This is a genomic window from Campylobacter insulaenigrae NCTC 12927, from assembly GCF_000816185.1.
Taxonomy (GTDB): domain Bacteria; phylum Campylobacterota; class Campylobacteria; order Campylobacterales; family Campylobacteraceae; genus Campylobacter_D; species Campylobacter_D insulaenigrae.
The window spans coordinates 923435-940864 of the sequence record NZ_CP007770.1; the positions used below are offsets into that span (position 1 = coordinate 923435).

Below are 17430 nucleotides of genomic sequence, written 5' to 3' on the forward strand. Positions count from 1 at the left end.
TCAAACAAACTAAAATATTATTGTTTTATTTTGATAAATAAAAATTCTATCATCAAAAACAAGATCTAAAGCTTTTGAAAATACATTCTTTTCAACATTACGACCAGCTTGTTGCATAGTTTGCCAAGAGTATTCGTGAGTAACAGGGATAACATCTTGAGTAATAATAGGACCTTCATCTAAATCATTATTTACAAAATGTGCAGTTGCACCAATAATCTTAACTCCTCGCTCATAAGCTTGTTTGTAAGGATTTGCACCAATAAAAGCAGGCAAAAAAGAATGGTGTATATTAATAATTTTTCCTTCAAAATGCTTTACAAAAGAAGGTGATAAAATACGCATATATTTAGCTAAAACTATATAATCAAATTCATATTGTTTTAAGCATTGAAGTATTTTTTCTTCGTGTTTTTCCCTACTTAAATCTTGAGCTTCTATGGTATGAAAAGCTATGTTAAATTTATCTACTAGAGGCTTTAAATTATTATAATTTGCAATTACAGCTTTAATATTAGCATTAAATTCTCCACTAAAATGACGAATTAACAATTCTCCAATACAATGAGTTTCTTTAGTTGCAAAAATAACAATATCTTTTTTTCTTTTTTTATAAATTTCCACCAAAGCATCTTGCGGAAGCATAAGTTTTAATTTATCTTGAAAAGCTGATATATCAAGCTCACCTTCTAAATGTGCTCTAAAAAAAAATCTATGCTCTCCAACAAATTCATCGTTTTTAATAACATTAATTTTATATTTGAAAATAATATCTGAAATCTTATATATTAATCCTTTTTCATCACTACATGAAATCTTTAAAATATATTCACTCACCTTAACTCCTTTAAATATTTTTTTATTTCTTCAATTTTTATTTTATAAAGTTCTATTCCAAGTTCTTTTCCATTATATCCTTGATCTAACAAATCTTTTGCTGTAATTTGACTTTGAAATTTGCGCTCAAATAAATTAATTTTTTTAGCTTGTTCTATACGATCTTGATTCCAAAGACCAAGCCACTCACAAAGCTTAAGATCTAAAGAAATTTTAGCCAAATCAAAATCACTTACACTGCCTAAAATAAATCTTTGATCACTATACTTCAAAAAATATTTCTTAATTTTAGTTTTTACAAAAAATTCTTTTTTTTTAATTTGAAAGAAATTTAAATACAGATACAAAAATAAACCATCATGTTTTATAAATTTTTGACTTGATTTTAGCAAATTATTAAATTCTATATTGTTTGTTGAATGATAAAAAATTGAATTCTCTAATTTTAATTGCTTAAAATATTTATAAGCTTTATCTAATTTTGAAGTCTTAAAAATTTTATAAAGTTCATTATTGATTCTTTCTCTTGAAAGATCATTAATATCCATAGTTTTCATTAAAGCTAATGTTTCATCTGTAATCACAAAATCAAAACGGCATGCAAAAGCAATTGCACGTAAAATTCTTAAGCTATCTTCTTTAAAGCTTTGATCGTTAATATGTCTTATTTGCTTTAATTTTAAATCCTCAACTCCACCAAAAAAATCATAGAAACTATAATCAAAAATATTCACCATTAAAGCATTAATAGTAAAATCCCTTCTTTTAGCACCATCTTGCTCATCATTACAAATAGAAACTTCAAATCCCTTATGTCCACAAGAAATTTTATTTTCATAACGCGCAAGAGCAAGATCAAATTTCTTATATTTGTACACAAAAAAGCTTTTTCCAACACCATCAGCTCCAAGCTTTTTCATTAATTCATCAAAAATTTTAGGTTGAATATCATATATTTCTATATCATAGTCATTACAAGGCAAATTTAAAAAAGTATTTCTAACACATCCACCTACAAAATATGCTCTTTGTGTAAAAGGTTGTAAAATATTCTTAATACTTAAAAAATCATCATCATTTTTTAAGTCTATCTTCAATTTTCGCAAGTAAAAACTCTAAAAAAGTTATGGTAATTTCTAATCTTTTTTCTAAATGTTCATCTTTTGTATTTTTTAAACCTTCAAATAAAACCAAAATTCTTTCTCTAATATTTTTTAAAAAAAATTCTTCATTATTTATAATCTGCTCTTCATCTAATATTTTAGACTCTTCAACTTTTATAATAGGTTTTTCACTACTGATTTGCACCTCTAATTGGTCTAACTCTTGCATAAGTTCTTGAGTTACCTTGTTAATCTCTTGTTTAATCTTATTCTCTTGAATATTTGAGGTTTTATCACCTTGTTTAGACTCCTCCACCATAGGAACAAACTCATCATTTTGATCTAATTCAGAATTCACTTCACTAATTGCTTTTTTCGCTAAATCCTCTATATTCATAGTTTTATCAACCACCTTTTAAATTCATTAATTTCTTCTTCGCTTTTCATATTTACAAAAAAATCAAGCATTTCATAATTTAAATCTTTATGATTCGAACGTAATCCACTTAATCTTCTAATAGCGTCAATGGCATTTTTATTTTGGGGATCTTGTTTTAAAATATTCTTATAAATCTCCAAGGCTTCATTTTTAAGTCCTTGCGCTTCATAAATAGAAGCTTCGGTAACTGTATATCTCATATAAACTCACAAAAAATAGATTCTTAAATTTTATCTAAAAAGTTTTTAATATATTTTTAATCTTATCATTATATTTAAAAAACACAGAAAAATTACTTATCTTGATTCAATATACTTTCAAGATACTGTTGTTTATGATTTTTAAGGTCTTTTGTTTCATTTTTTTGCTGAATTTTTACATTCTCATTTTCTTTAGAAAAATACATGTAATCAAAAATAAACACAGAAGCTATAATCAAAATTAAAGGAATCAAAAAAACCATTATCAAAACTTTTTATAAATATTTCCATAATATTCTATTTTATCTTTTTTCATATTTTCATTAAAGGTATCTACTTTAAAATTATCTTTTAAAATTTTTTCTCTTTCTTTATCTAAATCTTGATAGGAAAATACCATATTAATATTAATAACCCCATCTAATTGTTCTAAATTTTTATAAGTTTGCAGCTCATCATCTAAATTATCACTCTCAATTATTACAATAATTTTTTCATCTTGTATTAATTCTATATTACAAAAAGGAATTTTTTCAATTTTTTTCTTAAGACAATCCACTTGTTCTTTTTTAGATAAGATTAAAACACTAGAAAGATTCATTTATACTCCAAAATATTATTGTATTCTCAAAACCCGCACTTACAAGTTCATCATTATTTAAAAATATAAGATATTCTAACAAAAAATTTCTGTTTTGAAATTTTTTTATTGTTTTTAATGTCTTTGTATCCACTAATTCTATAATATTTTTTTCATTATCACTAAAGGCAGCTATAGTACCATTCTGATTTAAAGCACAAGCATAAATTAAAAAATCTTTTTCTAAAATTTTTTCGTTATTGTTTGCAATAATACCTAACTTTCTATCCGTGCTACAACTTAGTATAGTTTTGTTTTTATAATCTAACTGATAAATATTATCTTTGTGAATATTTTTGTAATTTTTTATTTTTTGCCATTTATTTAAATCAAAAAGCACTATTTCTCCGCTTTCAAATCCAGCAACTAAAATGTTTTTATACTCATCTAAAACAACATCACTTAAGCTTGAATTTGAAAATGTAGTCTTTTTAATAACTTTTTTTGTTTTTAAATCCAAAAGCTCAATACTAGAATCTAATGCAGCTAATACAACAATATTATTATTTAAAAATAAAGCTTTTTTAACACTATTATTTGGAAGTTGAAAATCAAATATCATATTTTCATTATAGATATTTAATTTTTTACTTCCAAAATCTCCTTCACTTAAAACCAATACCATACCGTCAAAATAATCAATACTGTAAATTCTAGGATCAACATTATCTTCATAAAAATTTTTAATCTTAGCTAATTTAGTAATTAGTTTTTCTTGCTTGTCTTTTACTAGAACACTTAAAATTTCCCCATTATCCAAGCCTATTAATAGCTTTTCATCGATTAATTTTATTGCATTTAAATTAGATTTTAATTTTAATTCACTTGCAAATGCACAAATTCCAATTAGTAAGATTAAAAATATTTTTTTCATTCTTATCTGACACCTTCATTTAAAACGTCTAAAAGATTTGACCTTTTTTTTGATTCTTCATTTTTAAATTTAGCTTCAAAAGTATTATTTACCAAAGGCTTTGCATCACTTTGTGGCACATGGCATTGAGTACAATTAAATCTAGCTTCACTTACCATATCTTTTGTAGATTTATTTTTTCTAAGATCAAAATAGTGACTATTTGGAAGTGGTGTTGCACCAACATCTTTTGCAATAGATTGATCATGACAGCTCAAACAAATATTATTATCCTTAACAATAGGAAGCATATCTTCTAAAGTGTGAGGAATTAGTGGTGGAGCATTTTCAAATGATCTTTCTATCAATACAGATTCACCAGCTGATAATTGAGAATATTTAACATCTAATAACTCTATATTTTCACTCTCTAAACTTGTTTTTCTTAAACCTAAATCTTTTGAATCAACACTTTTAACAGCAAAACCACATGCACTTATTAAAGTAGCTACTGCTAAGGATAAAAAGATTTTATTTTTCATTTTCTCTCCTTATTTTTAATATATTAAAACCTAAAGCATCATCGCAGCAAACATCAATACACTTTCCACATCTTATGCATTCTCCAGATTTAACATCTTGCTCTTCTTTTCCTATCATCCAAAGCACTTGTTTTTCAGGACAAATTTGGATACATTTATAACATTTAGTGCATTTTTGCAAATCATATCTTACTTTTAAAAGTGAAAAATGAGATACTAAAGCCCAAAAAGCACCTAAAGGACAAAAATGAGAGCATGTAAATCTAGGACTCAAAAAAGCATCTATACAAAAAATAATTAATGCTATAAAAATCCAAGAAACTCCCCCAAATATAATCCCTCTCTGGATTATTCCTATATAAGAAAATTCCTCAAAGACAGGAAAAGACAAAACTAAAGACAAAACTAAAGACAAAGTCATTATATAGTAACGCAGATTTTTATTAACATTAATTGTTTTTATCTGATTTACTTTTAATTTCATCCTAAAAAAATGAGCTAAATCTGTAATAATATTAATCGGACATACCCATGCACAAAAAGCTCTTCCAGCAAAAATAGCATAAAAGAAAAATATTACTAAAGCTCCACTTAAAGCCATTACGTCCATTTGTAAGCTAGCAAATACAAGTTGCAAAAACGCAAATGGATCACTAAGTGGTATAGTGGAAAATAAAATAGAAGAACTCAAATTTCCCTTTAAAATAAAATCAAATACACTAAAAGAAAATAAAATTAAAATAGAAATTTGCACAATCCTTCTTAAAATAAGATATTTCACAGCAATTCTCCATCATTAAGATAATTTTTAGCTTTATTGTTGTTGAATTTCTTTTTGGTGTCAACATCTTGTAGACGTTTTTCGTCTTTTTCATCCCAGCCTTTAATATAATTATCCCCTGCTCTTCCTAAAACAAAATTTCTAGGTAAAACTTTGATAGCTGCTTCTTGAGTAATGCAAGCTTTCTCACAAAGCCCACAACCTACACAAACTTCGTGATCAACAACCGGAAGTAAAAATGCATGTTTAGCAGTTCTTTCATTGCGTTTTAATTCTAACTTTAAAGCCTTGTCTATTAAAGGACAGGCTCTATAACAAGCATCGCATTGAATTCCCCAATAAGCCACGCAACTAGCACTATCAATAATAGCTATACCCATCTTAGTTTTATAAATTCCATCTTTTTGTTCTAAATATTTATGATCCAACGCATCGGTAGGACAATCCCTGATACAAGGAATATCTTCACATAACCTACACGGATCTTTTCTCGCTACAAAAAAAGGAGTGCCATTTTGGGGAGAATCTTGCAAAGTAGCTAGATCTAAAATATCGTAAGGACAAGCTTTCACACAAAGTCCACATCTTATACATTTTGACAAAAATTCTCTTTCATTATCGGCTCCAGGAGGTCTTAAAAAATACTCCTGATTAGAACTAAAAGCTAAATTTGCCAAAAATGCGCTACCGCTACTTATACACAAAAGCTTAAATGCAAAAGCTAAAAATTCTCTTCTATTGTTCATTTATTACACTTTAGTAATTTTTACAGCACATTTTTTAAAATCAGTTTGATTAGATAGTGGACAAGTTGCATCAAGCGTAACTTTGTTAATATACACATTCTCATCAAACCAAGGAACATACACAAGACCTTTTGAAGGCTTATTTCTACCACGAAAATCCACTCGTGCTTTTACTTTTCCACGACGCGACTCTACCCACACAGCATCACCTTGATTAATTTGCATACTCTTAGCATCATCTTCATTCATATAACAAAGTGCTTCAGGAACTGCACGGAAAAGTTCAGGAACCCTCATAGTCATAGTACCACTATGCCAATGTTCTAATACTCTACCGGTAGATAACCAAAATGGATATTCCTTACTCGGTCTTTCAGGAGCTTTCATAAATGGTCTAAAGAAAATTTTAACTTTATTTTTTAAGCTATACTTTTCAGTTGTTTGAGGTGCTATTAAATCTCCTTTTGGCAATTCTTTAGCAAAATTACCATAAAAAGCAAAATCAGATTTTGGATTAGCTTTTTTAGCATAATAATCAAATTTTGTATTAAATCTCCACTGGGTTTCTTTACCATTTACTACAGGCCATCTTAAACCTCTGACCTTATGATAAGTGTCAAAATCAGCTAAATCATGCCCATGTCCTAAACCAAATTTGCGATATTCTTCCCATAAATATTTTTGAATAAAAAACCCATAGCCTTTAAATTCTTCTCCGTCGCTACCTATAATTTTTCTTTCATCTCCAAAAACTTCAGAATTATCAAAACCCTTTGCTATATTGTCTTTAGCTTTGAATGTTTTTGCCTCACTATTGGCAAATAATACATCATATAATGTATCATCTTCATTGTAACCCATAGCTTTAGCTTCTTCTAAAACACTTGGTAAAGTAAGCTTATCATTAACTTTCATTTCACCCCAAACTTCTTTTAATTTAAAGCGTTTTGCAAATTCCATAATCTGCCAAGTATCACTCATAGCTTCACCTACAGGTAAAACTTGTTGTTTCCAATGCTGGGTTCTTCTTTCTGCATTACCATAAGCACCCCATTTTTCATAAATCATAGCACTTGGTAAAATTAAATCTGCTACCTTAGCACTAATTCCTGGATAACAATCACTTACAACAATAAAATTATCCATATTTCTGGCTGCATCTATCCAGTGATTTGCATTTGCTGTATTTTGCCATGGATTATTCACCTGCACCCAAGCAAATTTGATTTTTCCATCTTCTAAATCTCTCATAATATTTAAATATGGAGCACCTGGTTTTGGATTAATTGTATTTGCAGGTATTTTCCAAATTTTTTCAGAAATTTCTCTATGTTTAGCATTTGCAACCACCATATCAGCCGGTAAACGATGAGAAAATGTTCCCACTTCTCTTGCTGTTCCACAGGCACTTGGTTGTCCAGTAAGAGAAAAAGCTCCACTACCTGGTTTTGCTTGCTTACCTAATAAAAAATGCACCATATAAGCTTGCTCATTTACCCAAGAACCTCTTGTATGTTGATTAAATCCCATAGTCCAAAAACTTACAACTTTTCTATTTTTTTCAATGTATAAATTTGCTAGTTCTTGTAATTTATTTTTAAATTCTTCTATGCTTTCATCTTCATTGCCTTTTGCCACTTTAGCCACATAATCAAGTGTATAAGGTTCTAATGCTTTCTTAAAATCCTCAAAAGAAATTTCCCAATGTGTATCAGGTTTATCTTGATGCTTCATTTCAAATTTATCACCTGTTTTCACTCCTAGATAAGCTAAAGATATTGCTTCTTCATCATCTAAAACAATAGCGTTTTGCTTAGCAACAGTGTCTTTTTCACTTACTTTAAATTTAGGATGATTAGGATTATTTCTCATTCCATAACCAATATCAGCATATCCTGTTGTGAATATACAATGCTTATCAACAAAATCCTTATCCATAGCTTCTGGATGATTATAAACAATTTCTCTTGCTATGTAATTCCAAATAGCTAAATCAGCATTAGGTTTAAAAATAATTTCAGTATCGGCTATATGAGAAGTTCTATTTGAAAAAGTTGATAAATTTACCACTTTTACCTTATCAAGATTACTTAATTTTCTATCACTTACTCTTGACCATAAAATTGGATGCATTTCTGCCATATTTGCGCCCCAAGTAATTATAGTATCTGTAAGCTCTATATCATCATAACAACCAGAAGGCTCATCAACTCCAAATGTTTGCATAAATCCAACAACTGCAGAAGCCATACAATGACGCGCATTTGGATCAATATTATTTGATCTAAAACCAGCTTTTACGAGTTTAGCTGCAGCATATCCTTCTTGAATAGTATATTGACCGCTTGCAAAAATTCCAATACCTTCAACACCTTTTTCCTTGTATGCTTTTTTAAATTGCTTTTCCATTTCGTCAAAAGCTTTTTGCCAAGAAACTTGTTGAAATTTCCCCTTTTTATCAAATTCACCTTTAGAATTTACACGAAGTAAAGGAGTTACCAAACGATCTTCACCATACATAATTTTTGCATTAAAATAACCTTTAATACAATTTAATCCGCGATTGACTGGAGCCGCAGGATCTCCTTTTACTGCAACGATCTTGCCATCTAAACTCGCAACTAATATTCCACATCCTGTACCACAAAATCTACAAACAGCTTTATCCCAGCGCCATTTATTTTCAGTATTTGCAAGCACACTACTTGGAACACTAAGACCCGCAACACTACAAGCACTTGCAATAGCAGTATTTTTAATGAAGTCTCTTCTGTTCATCGTATCCCTCGTTATTGTTTATTTTGCGTATATTAAATAACACACAAATGTCATATTATCACATTTATATTAAAATTAAATTATAAAAAGGAATATTTTTAAATACTTACATTTAGGATTTATTTAGTATTTTTAAAAAAAATTAAGCATATTATTAAAACGCTAATTTATCTTAGCGTTTTAATTGATTTACTATACCAAGCATATCATCACTTGTTGTAATAGCTTTAGAACCAGCTTCGTAAGCTCTTTGTCCAGTAATAAGATCTGTCATCTCCTCTACAAGTTGAACATTACTAAGCTCTACAAATCCGTGTTTAATAGGGGAAAATCCATTTTCTCCGGCAATACCAGCAATAGGAGCACCGCTTGCATCAGTTTCCACCAAAAGATTGTCTCCAAGCGCATGTAAACCAGCAGGATTAATAAAATTTACAAGCTCTATTTGTCCTATCTGAGTTTCAGCTGTATTTCCTGGTTGAATAACCGAAATAGTTCCATCGGTTGCAACATTAATTGCAGTCGCATCTTCTGGAATTGTCATTTCTGGCAAAAGTCTATATCCATCTGAATTTACTATATTACCTTCAGCATCTTTTGTAAATTGCCCATTTCTAGTATATGCGATTGTTCCATCAGGCATTTGAATTTGAAAAAAACCATTATTTCCTGCTATAGCCATATCAAGACCAGCAGTTGAAGTTTGTTTTAAACTACCCTCACTAAAGATCTTGCTAATTGCAGTTACTCTAGAACCAAGACCTACTTCTATCCCACTTGGATGTTTAGTTGTGCTTGAAGTTGATGTTCCAGCATATTTCATTGTTTGATACATTAAATCTGCAAATTCAGCACGAGATTTCTTATAACCTACCGTATTAACATTTGAGATATTATTTGAAGTCACATCAATTTGTGTTTGTTGAGACACCATCCCTGATGCTGCTGTGTATAACGATCTTAACATTTATCTATCCTTAGAATTTTTATTTAACATTTGCTAATTTATTAATAGCTTCTTGATTTAAATCATCCATATGAGAAGTCATAACTTTTTGATACATCTCAACCATACGATTTGCTTCTATTAATCCAACCATTTCAGTCACAGGATTTACATTAGAACCTTGAGTAAAACCTTGTTTAATAGCACCTGAATTTTGTAAATCTCTTATTTTATTTACATCTACTTTATACATATTATCACCATCTTTTTGTAAATCTCTTAAATCATCTACTTGAGCTACAAATAATCTTGCAATATTTTGATTTGTAGTGCTAATAATCCCATTTTTATCTACATTAACAAAAGCATTGGAATCACCTATACGAATTCCATCATTTTCTGGATTATTAAAATAATCACTACTTAAAACCCTATATCCTTGACGATTAACCAAATATCCATCTTCATCAAGTTGAAAATTTCCATCTTGACTTAATCTTACTTCTCCGTTGTTAGTTTTAATAAGATAGAAAGTATCTTCTCTTGTTAAAGCAAGATCTAAAGGATTATGGGTCATCTTCATGGATCCAACATTAAAATTTGTATATACATGATTAACTTGAGGTACTCTATCTATAGTAGTATTTACAAATCTCGCTGCATCTCTTGTATGATTTTCTATAGGCAACTCATCTTGAGTTTCTTTAAAAATCCTTTTAAAATCTGCAATAACAACATTATCTCTCTTGTAACCACTAGTGTTGACATTGGCAAGGTTATTAGTTACAACGTCTAAGCGATTAAATTGTGTAACCATAGCACCAGTGGCTTGATAATATCCATTTTGCATTGTAATTCCTAAAAATCTGAAATATTTTAATCACACAAAGCAATATCTATTCCAAAAAATTTTATTTGTTTTTAATTAATTTTTAGGAAGAATAACAAGTTTCATACTAAAATTATCTCAAAGGACACTTTATGGCTGGCGAAGCGAATACTTTAGAAGAACTTTTTAAAGAAAATTCTAAAGATTATATCACATATGAAAAACTTGTCAAGTACTTAGCAAAAATTCCAAATGCCTCTAGTGTAAAAAAAATTCGAGATTTAATGACCAAACACAAAGTAGAATTAGTATCTTCAGCAGAAATTGCAAAAAAACGTAATCTAGAAGAAGCAAAAAAACTGCAAGAAGAAAAACAAAAACTACAAGATACAAGCTTGGAAAATGAATTTGATTTAGCTAATGAAAATGATTTATTAGAATGGAGTAGATCAGATTCTCCTGTAAGAATGTATTTAAGAGAAATGGGACAAATTTCATTATTAAACAAAGATGAAGAAGTAGAAATCTCTAAAAAAATAGAACTTGGTGAGGATATTATTATCGATGCTTTCTGTTCGGTGCCTTATTTGATTGACTTTATACTTGATTATAAAGAACCTTTAATCAATAGAGAAAGAAGAGTAAAGGAACTTTTCAAAAGCTTTGAAGATGACGATAAAAATGAAGATGATAAAAATGAAGATGAAATAGATACCGATGAAGAAAATGAAAACGACGAAAATGATTTAAATAGTGATAAAAAAATTAAAAAAACAAATAAAAAAGAAGATGAAAGAACTTTAAAAGTCATAGAAAGCTTTAAAGCTTTAGAAAAAGCAAAAAAAGAATGGTTAAAAACCATTTCCACCATTAGCGCAGAAAAAAACGAAGATGACTTATTAGATAAATTAATAATAGCTTTTAAGAAAAATATATTAAAAGAAAAACTTATGAACTTAGGCCCAACTTCAAAGCTCATATCAGAAATAGTAAAATCAATGGAAACTGCTTTAAAAAGTGATGAAGAATTTGATAAGGAACTTAAGCGCTTAGAATACCGTTTACCAATGTTTTCAGAAGAACTCAAACAAAGACATGCAGATATCTTAAAAGATATCACTAAACTTAGCAAAGAAGAAATAACTGAGCGTGCTTTGGAAACAACTATGGTTAGTACTTATATGGAAATTAAAAAACTTATTCAAACAAAAGAAGCTAGCCAAAATTCATTTGATTTAGAAAAAGATCAATTAAAAGAAATTTTAGAACAAATCAAACGAGGCAAAAGAATTTCTGATGAGGCAAAAACTAGAATGGCTAAATCAAATTTACGACTTGTAGTTAGCATAGCAAAAAGATATACAAATCGCGGCTTACCTTTTTTAGATTTAATTCAAGAAGGTAATATTGGTTTAATGAAAGCAGTTGATAAATTTGAATATAAAAGAGGTTATAAATTTTCAACTTATGCTACATGGTGGATACGACAGGCTATTTCAAGAGCTATAGCAGATCAAGCAAGGACTATAAGAATTCCTATTCATATGATAGAAACTATCAATCAAATCAATAAAATAATTCGTGAATATTTACAAAAAGAAGGCAAAGAACCGGATGTTAACATTATCGCTAAAGAAGTAAATTTAAGTGTAGATAAAGTAAAACAAGTTATCAAAATCACAAAAGAACCTGTTTCTCTAGAAGCACCTATTAGCAATGAAGATGATGGTAAATTTGGAGATTTTGTAGAAGATAGAAATTCACTTTCACCTATGGATCACATTTTAAAAGATGATTTAAAAGAACAAATTGATGAAGTTTTAGATCAACTAAATGATAGAGAAAAAGCAGTTATTAGGATGCGTTTTGGTTTAATGGATGATGAAAGCGATAGAACTTTAGAAGAAATTGGTAAAGAACTTAATGTCACTAGAGAAAGAGTAAGACAAATAGAAAGTTCTGCTATAAAAAAACTTAAGCACCCTAAAGTTGGTAGAAAACTTAAAAATTATATTGAAGGCTGGAAATAATTAATCCTTAACTATAAAAGGATTAATTATCTCTAAAAAGTTTAGTTGCAAGATGTGTTGCTCTGCTTTGATCCGTATCTTTTTTAAGTGTATAAAAAATTCTACTAATATAATCTTCTAAAATTTTTTGAGAATTATTGATTTTATCATCTTTATTGATGATAATCTTTTTATATCTGCCATCACTATTTAATTCATAAGCTAAATCATTATCACTTAATTGCAATTTTAATATTTGTGCCAACTTTGCCCTAGAGTGCTCATCATATATTGGTGTCATCAACTCAAGACGTCTTTCTAAATTTCTTGGCATCCAATCTGCACTTGAAATAAAATAATTTGGACTTGTATGCTTAAAATACAAAATTCTTGCATGCTCTAAATATTTTCCAACTATACTTCTAACCTTTATATTTTCACTATAACCTTGCACGTCTGGTTTCAAACAGCAAATTCCTCTAACTATCAAATCAATTCTTACACCCTTATTAGATGCTTCATATAAAGCTTTAATCACATCCGCATCAACTAAAGCATTCATTTTAGCTATAATGACACCATTTTCTCTTTGATTTGCTTCAATTGCTATCATTTCTAAAATTCTTTCTTTGATTTGCTTAGGACTCATCGATAAGGTTTTTAAACGACGGCTTTTACTATACCCTGACAAAATATGAAAAAATGTCGTAGTATCTTGTGAATACTCTTCCTTTGAAGTAAAATAACTAACATCTGTGTAAACTTTAGCTGAGCTAGCATTGTAATTTCCTGTACTAAGGTGATTATAAATTTTAAGTTTATCACCTTCTTTTCTAATTACTTGAGCAACTTTAGCATGTACTTTAAATCCTGTAATACCATAAATTACATGAGCACCAGCATTTTCTAATGATTTTGCCCAATGTAAATTATTTTCTTCATCAAAGCGAGCCTTAAGTTCGACCATTACAGTAACTTGTTTACCATCATTTGCAGCATCAATCAAGGCTTGAACTATATTTGAATTTTTTTCCACTCTATAAAGTGTCATTCGTATAGAAACAACCTTAGGATCTTTACTTGCTTCTTTTATAAATTGATAAACAGGTTCAAAACTTTCATAAGGTTGAAAGACCAAAATATCTTGTTTATCCATAGCGCTAAATATCGATAAATTATCTCCAAATGGCGGTAAAATTTTTGAAGTATATACAGGACTTAGTAAGTGAGTAAATTCTTTGTTTAAAATAATTTGCCAAAGCGATGATAAATTTAAAAGAGTATCATATTCATAAATATCTTTATGAAAAATATTCATATGTAAGCGTAAAAATTCTATCAATTGTTCATCAGCACCTTTTTGAATTTGCAAACGAATAAATGCACCTTTTCTACGGAGCTTTAACCCTTGTTCTAAAATCATCATAAAATCATCAGCTTCCTCTTCTTCAATCTCCATATCTGCATTTCTAGTTACCCTAAAAGCAGCAGAAGCTAAAAGCTTATACCCAGGAAAAATGTGTTCTGTGTGATGATGAACTATACTTTCAATAGGCACATAAATATTTGAACTTACTTGATAAAATCTAGGTAAAACTCTTGGGATACGTATCATTCCAAATTTTAATAGCTCTGGATGGATAGGATCACAAAGCTTTACCGCCAAAGAGAAAGATAAATTGTTTAAATGCGGAAAAGGATGAGTAGCATCTACAGCAATTGGAACTATAACAGGAAAAATATTAGAAAAAAAATGTTCATTACATTGTTGTTTCATATCCTCATCAAGCTCTTCATATGATCTAATAAACAAGTTTTCTTTTTCAAGGTCAGATAAAATTTTAGAAAAATATTGCTCAAGCACATATTTTTCTTCGTGCAAATAATTTCTTATGGCTTTTAATTGCGCCAATGGTGTCATTTCATCATTGCTAGTGGTGCTAATACCAGCAACAAAAAGTTGTTTTAAACCAGCCACTCTAATCATATAAAATTCATCTAAGTTAGTGCAATATATAGCTATAAATTTCAGTTTTTCCAGCAATGGAAGCTCTTTGGAACATTGATCTAACACTCTAGAATTAAAAGCTAACCAAGATAATTCTCTGTTAATATACATAGATGATTGAAACTGCATCTTATTTACCTTAAATAATCTATTTAATAAATAGTATATTATATATTAAGAATACTTACCTTTATTAAATTATTATGATATTAAATCTTAAAAAACCATTTATAATAAATTAAGATATTTTATATCTTTAAATTAATATTAAATATATTTATAATATAGTTACAACATAGCATTTTGATGCCTTATTATGCAAGGAGGAATTCTTGAAGCAAAAAAAGGCTTTTCCTAGTCTGTTTAGCGTTTTTTTACTTTTACTTGTCGTATTTTTTGTGATTGGTTTTTATACCTTTTACAACGCCAAAGGTACTTCTTATCTTAGCAATGCGAGTCAATCATGTAATAATTGTCATATTATGAATGAAGTTTACAATGATTATCTTGCAGCTCCTCACTCCAAAAAAGTTAAAGGTGAGCCAAGAGCAACCTGTAGTGATTGCCATTTACCTCACAACTTTTTAGATAAATGGATTGCTAAAGCACAAAGTGGTCTAGGGCATGCTTACGCCTTTACATTTAAATTAAATGAATTGCCAACAAATTTAAATGCAAACGAAAAAAGTAAAAAAATGGTGCAAGATAATTGTATTCGTTGTCACTTTGATTACGCTAGCGTAGCTATTAATGCGACAACCAATCCTCATAAGGATAATTCTTTAAATTGCGTTTCGTGTCATGGTAGCGTCGGACATAAGCGTGGATTTTAATTTTTAGGAGATTCAATGAATAAAAAAAGTCTTTTATACTCATGTATAATAATTTTACTTGTGTTAATCGGTGCTGTTTTATGGCTAAATAATGATATAAGTAAAAAGCAAGAAGAGAGTATTGGGGGTATTGTTAGCAAAAATTTCGTTGAGATGAGCGATGAAAATCCTACTTTTGATGAATGGGGTAAAAATTTTCCAGATTATTTGGATATGTATCTTACAGTAGAAAGAGAAAAGCCTATGGAAACTGATTTTGGCGGAAATCTATCATATTCAAAATTAATAAGATACCCTCAACTTACTATTTTATGGGCAGGATATCCTTTTTCAATTGACGCTAATGAAGAAAGAGGACATTTTTGGGTGCAAGTTGATCAAATGGATACAGCAAGAAATAACAAAGATTTTTTAAATTCTCATGGATTTGCTGGATTTGGTGGACAACCAACTGCTTGTATGAATTGTCATAGTGGTTGGTCTCCATGGCTTATTAAGAATACACAAGGTAATAACGAAAAAGAAAAATGGATAGCATTTAATTCTACAAAATATTGGACAATGATAAAAAATATTCCTGCAGTAAATGGTTACAAAGAAGGTTCTTTAGAACATAGTGGTCCTCATGGAGGTAAAAGAATGGGAATAACTTGTGCAGATTGTCATACCCCAAATAATATGAGTTTGAGGCTTACACGCCCAGCTGCTATAAATGCTCTTATAGCAAGAGGTTATGAGAAAGATGAAGAACAAGGCGTAAAAGCTACAAGAGAAGAAATGAGAACTTTAGTTTGCTCTCAATGCCACGTGGAATATTATTTTAGACCTACTGGAGAAAAAATCAAAGTAATGGGAGAAAGCATAGCTAATGATTCTACTAAAAAATGGTGGAATGGGACTCAAAAAACTTACGATGAATTTGATTCTTGGAGAGATGGTAATAAACCAACACAAATAGAAGTAGATGGCTTAGAATTAGTATTTCCTTGGAGTGAATGGAAAAAAGGCCAAGCTTTTAGAATAGAAATGTTTGACGATTATTATGATAAAGTACGCACGATTTTTGATAAAGATTGGGCTCATAAATTAAGTGGTGCGCCTATGATAAAAATTCAACATCCAGAAAGTGAATTATACAGCGGTGGGGTGCATGCAGCTAATGGAGTTAGTTGCGCAGATTGTCATATGCCTTATATTAGAAAAGGTGCTAAGAAAATGACTCAACATAATGTTACTTCGCCTTTACAAAATATTAATGCTGCTTGTAAAACTTGTCATACTCAAAGCGAAGAATATCTTAAAGCACAAATTAAAGATATTCAAAATTCAATTGCTCATGACTTAAGAACGGCAGAATATGCCATTGTAAGTCTTATCAAAGATATTCAAGTTATACGTGAATATTTAAGCATGATGCCAGAGTACCAAACAGATAATAAAGCAGATGTAAATAAAATCAACAATACTTTAAAAGAAGTATTAGAACTCCATAGAAAAGCTCAAATGAGAGCAGATTTTATTGGTGCTGAAAATTCTACAGGTTTTCACAATCCAAGAGAAGCCTCAAGAATGCTTTTACAAGCTGTGGACATGGCAAGAATGGGACAAACTAAATTAGTAGAAATTGCTAATGTAAATGGAATCAAAGACTTTAAAACTTCTAATTTAACTTTTGAAGATATTCAAAAATTTAATCCAGGAGATATCCGCTATAAAGTAGATTTAAATGGGCATAAGGCAGGAGAGCGCTATTATAAACATGATAATATTAATGGCAACCCTTCACAACATCTTTTAGATATGGATAAAAATCTTAAACCATATAATTATCAAAACATAGATAAATAATCAAAATCCCGTTAAACGGGATTTTATTCTTTATTTGT

At 29.3% G+C, this 17430-nt stretch carries 16 protein-coding genes and 1 pseudogene; 3 read left to right on the forward strand and 14 right to left on the reverse strand.

Annotation, left to right across the window (positions count from 1 at the left end; translation table 11 throughout):
- Nucleotides 1-9: 9 nt before the first annotated feature.
- The 13 genes and pseudogenes from purU to CINS_RS04895 all read right to left on the reverse strand — a co-directional run bounded on the left by purU (nucleotide 10) and on the right by CINS_RS04895 (nucleotide 10715).
- The gene (gene purU / locus CINS_RS04840; protein ID WP_039650336.1) at nucleotides 10-837 is read right to left on the reverse strand and encodes a formyltetrahydrofolate deformylase; all 828 of its coding nucleotides are present in this window, start codon (nucleotides 835-837) and stop codon (nucleotides 10-12) included.
- The gene (locus CINS_RS04845) at nucleotides 834-1943 is read right to left on the reverse strand and encodes a multifunctional tRNA nucleotidyl transferase/2'3'-cyclic phosphodiesterase/2'nucleotidase/phosphatase (RefSeq protein WP_039650338.1); all 1110 of its coding nucleotides are present in this window, start codon (nucleotides 1941-1943) and stop codon (nucleotides 834-836) included. The genes purU and CINS_RS04845 overlap by 4 nt, the downstream gene beginning before the upstream one ends.
- Nucleotides 1912-2277 (reverse strand): annotated as a pseudogene (locus CINS_RS04850) (CiaD-like domain-containing protein); the annotation flags it as partial. The gene CINS_RS04845 and the pseudogene CINS_RS04850, both read right to left, overlap by 32 nt.
- 56 nt (nucleotides 2278-2333) lie before the next feature.
- Nucleotides 2334-2579, reverse strand: a complete 246-nt coding sequence (locus CINS_RS04855; RefSeq protein ID WP_039650342.1) for a hypothetical protein — start codon at nucleotides 2577-2579, stop codon at nucleotides 2334-2336.
- A 92-nt stretch (nucleotides 2580-2671) separates the two neighbouring features.
- The gene (locus tag CINS_RS07830) at nucleotides 2672-2842 is read right to left on the reverse strand and encodes a SoxR reducing system RseC family protein (protein ID WP_145961682.1); all 171 of its coding nucleotides are present in this window, start codon (nucleotides 2840-2842) and stop codon (nucleotides 2672-2674) included.
- 2 nt (nucleotides 2843-2844) lie between these two features.
- Nucleotides 2845-3180: a chaperone NapD gene (locus CINS_RS04860; RefSeq protein WP_039650344.1), complete on the reverse strand. Its 336-nt coding sequence runs from the start codon at nucleotides 3178-3180 to the stop codon at nucleotides 2845-2847.
- Complete coding sequence (locus tag CINS_RS04865) at nucleotides 3167-4093, reverse strand: nitrate reductase accessory protein (protein ID WP_039650345.1); 927 nt, start codon at nucleotides 4091-4093, stop codon at nucleotides 3167-3169. The genes CINS_RS04860 and CINS_RS04865 overlap by 14 nt, the downstream gene beginning before the upstream one ends.
- Nucleotides 4094-4095: 2 nt before the next feature.
- The gene (locus tag CINS_RS04870; RefSeq protein WP_039650346.1) at nucleotides 4096-4614 is read right to left on the reverse strand and encodes a periplasmic nitrate reductase, small subunit, cytochrome c550 protein; all 519 of its coding nucleotides are present in this window, start codon (nucleotides 4612-4614) and stop codon (nucleotides 4096-4098) included.
- Complete coding sequence (gene napH / locus CINS_RS04875; RefSeq protein ID WP_039650347.1) at nucleotides 4604-5395, reverse strand: quinol dehydrogenase ferredoxin subunit NapH; 792 nt, start codon at nucleotides 5393-5395, stop codon at nucleotides 4604-4606. The genes CINS_RS04870 and napH overlap by 11 nt, the downstream gene beginning before the upstream one ends.
- Nucleotides 5392-6141 carry a ferredoxin-type protein NapG gene (gene napG, locus CINS_RS04880; protein WP_039650348.1) on the reverse strand — a complete coding sequence of 250 codons (750 nt, stop codon included), beginning with the start codon at nucleotides 6139-6141 and terminating at the stop codon, nucleotides 5392-5394. The genes napH and napG overlap by 4 nt, the downstream gene beginning before the upstream one ends.
- A 3-nt stretch (nucleotides 6142-6144) precedes the next feature.
- The gene (gene napA, locus CINS_RS04885; RefSeq protein ID WP_039650349.1) at nucleotides 6145-8919 is read right to left on the reverse strand and encodes a periplasmic nitrate reductase subunit alpha; all 2775 of its coding nucleotides are present in this window, start codon (nucleotides 8917-8919) and stop codon (nucleotides 6145-6147) included.
- Between the two features lie 172 nt (nucleotides 8920-9091).
- Entirely contained in the window at nucleotides 9092-9886 is a 795-nt protein-coding gene (gene flgG / locus CINS_RS04890) for a flagellar basal-body rod protein FlgG (protein ID WP_039650350.1), read from the reverse strand.
- Nucleotides 9887-9905: 19 nt separating this feature from the next.
- The gene (locus CINS_RS04895; protein WP_039650351.1) at nucleotides 9906-10715 is read right to left on the reverse strand and encodes a flagellar hook-basal body protein; all 810 of its coding nucleotides are present in this window, start codon (nucleotides 10713-10715) and stop codon (nucleotides 9906-9908) included.
- Nucleotides 10716-10846: 131 nt separating this feature from the next.
- On the opposite strand from CINS_RS04895, the gene rpoD reads away from it, so the two are divergent.
- Nucleotides 10847-12724: an RNA polymerase sigma factor RpoD gene (rpoD, locus tag CINS_RS04900; protein ID WP_039650352.1), complete on the forward strand. Its 1878-nt coding sequence runs from the start codon at nucleotides 10847-10849 to the stop codon at nucleotides 12722-12724.
- 22 nt (nucleotides 12725-12746) lie between these two features.
- On the opposite strand, the gene CINS_RS04905 is transcribed toward rpoD, so the two are convergent.
- Nucleotides 12747-14840 carry an RNA degradosome polyphosphate kinase gene (locus CINS_RS04905; RefSeq protein ID WP_039650353.1) on the reverse strand — a complete coding sequence of 698 codons (2094 nt, stop codon included), beginning with the start codon at nucleotides 14838-14840 and terminating at the stop codon, nucleotides 12747-12749.
- A gap of 203 nt (nucleotides 14841-15043) precedes the next feature.
- Here CINS_RS04905 and nrfH point away from each other — a divergent pair, with 203 nt between their 5' ends.
- The gene (gene nrfH / locus CINS_RS04910) at nucleotides 15044-15544 is read left to right on the forward strand and encodes a cytochrome c nitrite reductase small subunit (protein ID WP_039650354.1); all 501 of its coding nucleotides are present in this window, start codon (nucleotides 15044-15046) and stop codon (nucleotides 15542-15544) included.
- A 15-nt stretch (nucleotides 15545-15559) separates the two neighbouring features.
- Nucleotides 15560-17392 carry an ammonia-forming cytochrome c nitrite reductase subunit c552 gene (locus CINS_RS04915; RefSeq protein WP_039650355.1) on the forward strand — a complete coding sequence of 611 codons (1833 nt, stop codon included), beginning with the start codon at nucleotides 15560-15562 and terminating at the stop codon, nucleotides 17390-17392.
- The last annotated feature ends 38 nt before the right edge of the window (nucleotides 17393-17430 follow it).

Coding starts and splice junctions, on each gene's coding strand:
- CINS_RS04870 (WP_039650346.1), bottom strand. CDS start 4,614: ATGAAAAATAAAATCTTTTTATCCTTAGCAGTAGCTACTTTAATAAGT.
- rpoD (WP_039650352.1), top strand. CDS start 10,847: ATGGCTGGCGAAGCGAATACTTTAGAAGAACTTTTTAAAGAAAATTCT.
- CINS_RS04895 (WP_039650351.1), bottom strand. CDS start 10,715: ATGCAAAATGGATATTATCAAGCCACTGGTGCTATGGTTACACAATTT.
- CINS_RS04905 (WP_039650353.1), bottom strand. CDS start 14,840: ATGCAGTTTCAATCATCTATGTATATTAACAGAGAATTATCTTGGTTA.
- CINS_RS04855 (WP_039650342.1), bottom strand. CDS start 2,579: ATGAGATATACAGTTACCGAAGCTTCTATTTATGAAGCGCAAGGACTT.
- CINS_RS04860 (WP_039650344.1), bottom strand. CDS start 3,180: ATGAATCTTTCTAGTGTTTTAATCTTATCTAAAAAAGAACAAGTGGAT.
- CINS_RS04865 (WP_039650345.1), bottom strand. CDS start 4,093: ATGAAAAAAATATTTTTAATCTTACTAATTGGAATTTGTGCATTTGCA.
- napG (WP_039650348.1), bottom strand. CDS start 6,141: ATGAACAATAGAAGAGAATTTTTAGCTTTTGCATTTAAGCTTTTGTGT.
- CINS_RS04915 (WP_039650355.1), top strand. CDS start 15,560: ATGAATAAAAAAAGTCTTTTATACTCATGTATAATAATTTTACTTGTG.
- napA (WP_039650349.1), bottom strand. CDS start 8,919: ATGAACAGAAGAGACTTCATTAAAAATACTGCTATTGCAAGTGCTTGT.
- CINS_RS07830 (WP_145961682.1), bottom strand. CDS start 2,842: ATGGTTTTTTTGATTCCTTTAATTTTGATTATAGCTTCTGTGTTTATT.
- flgG (WP_039650350.1), bottom strand. CDS start 9,886: ATGTTAAGATCGTTATACACAGCAGCATCAGGGATGGTGTCTCAACAA.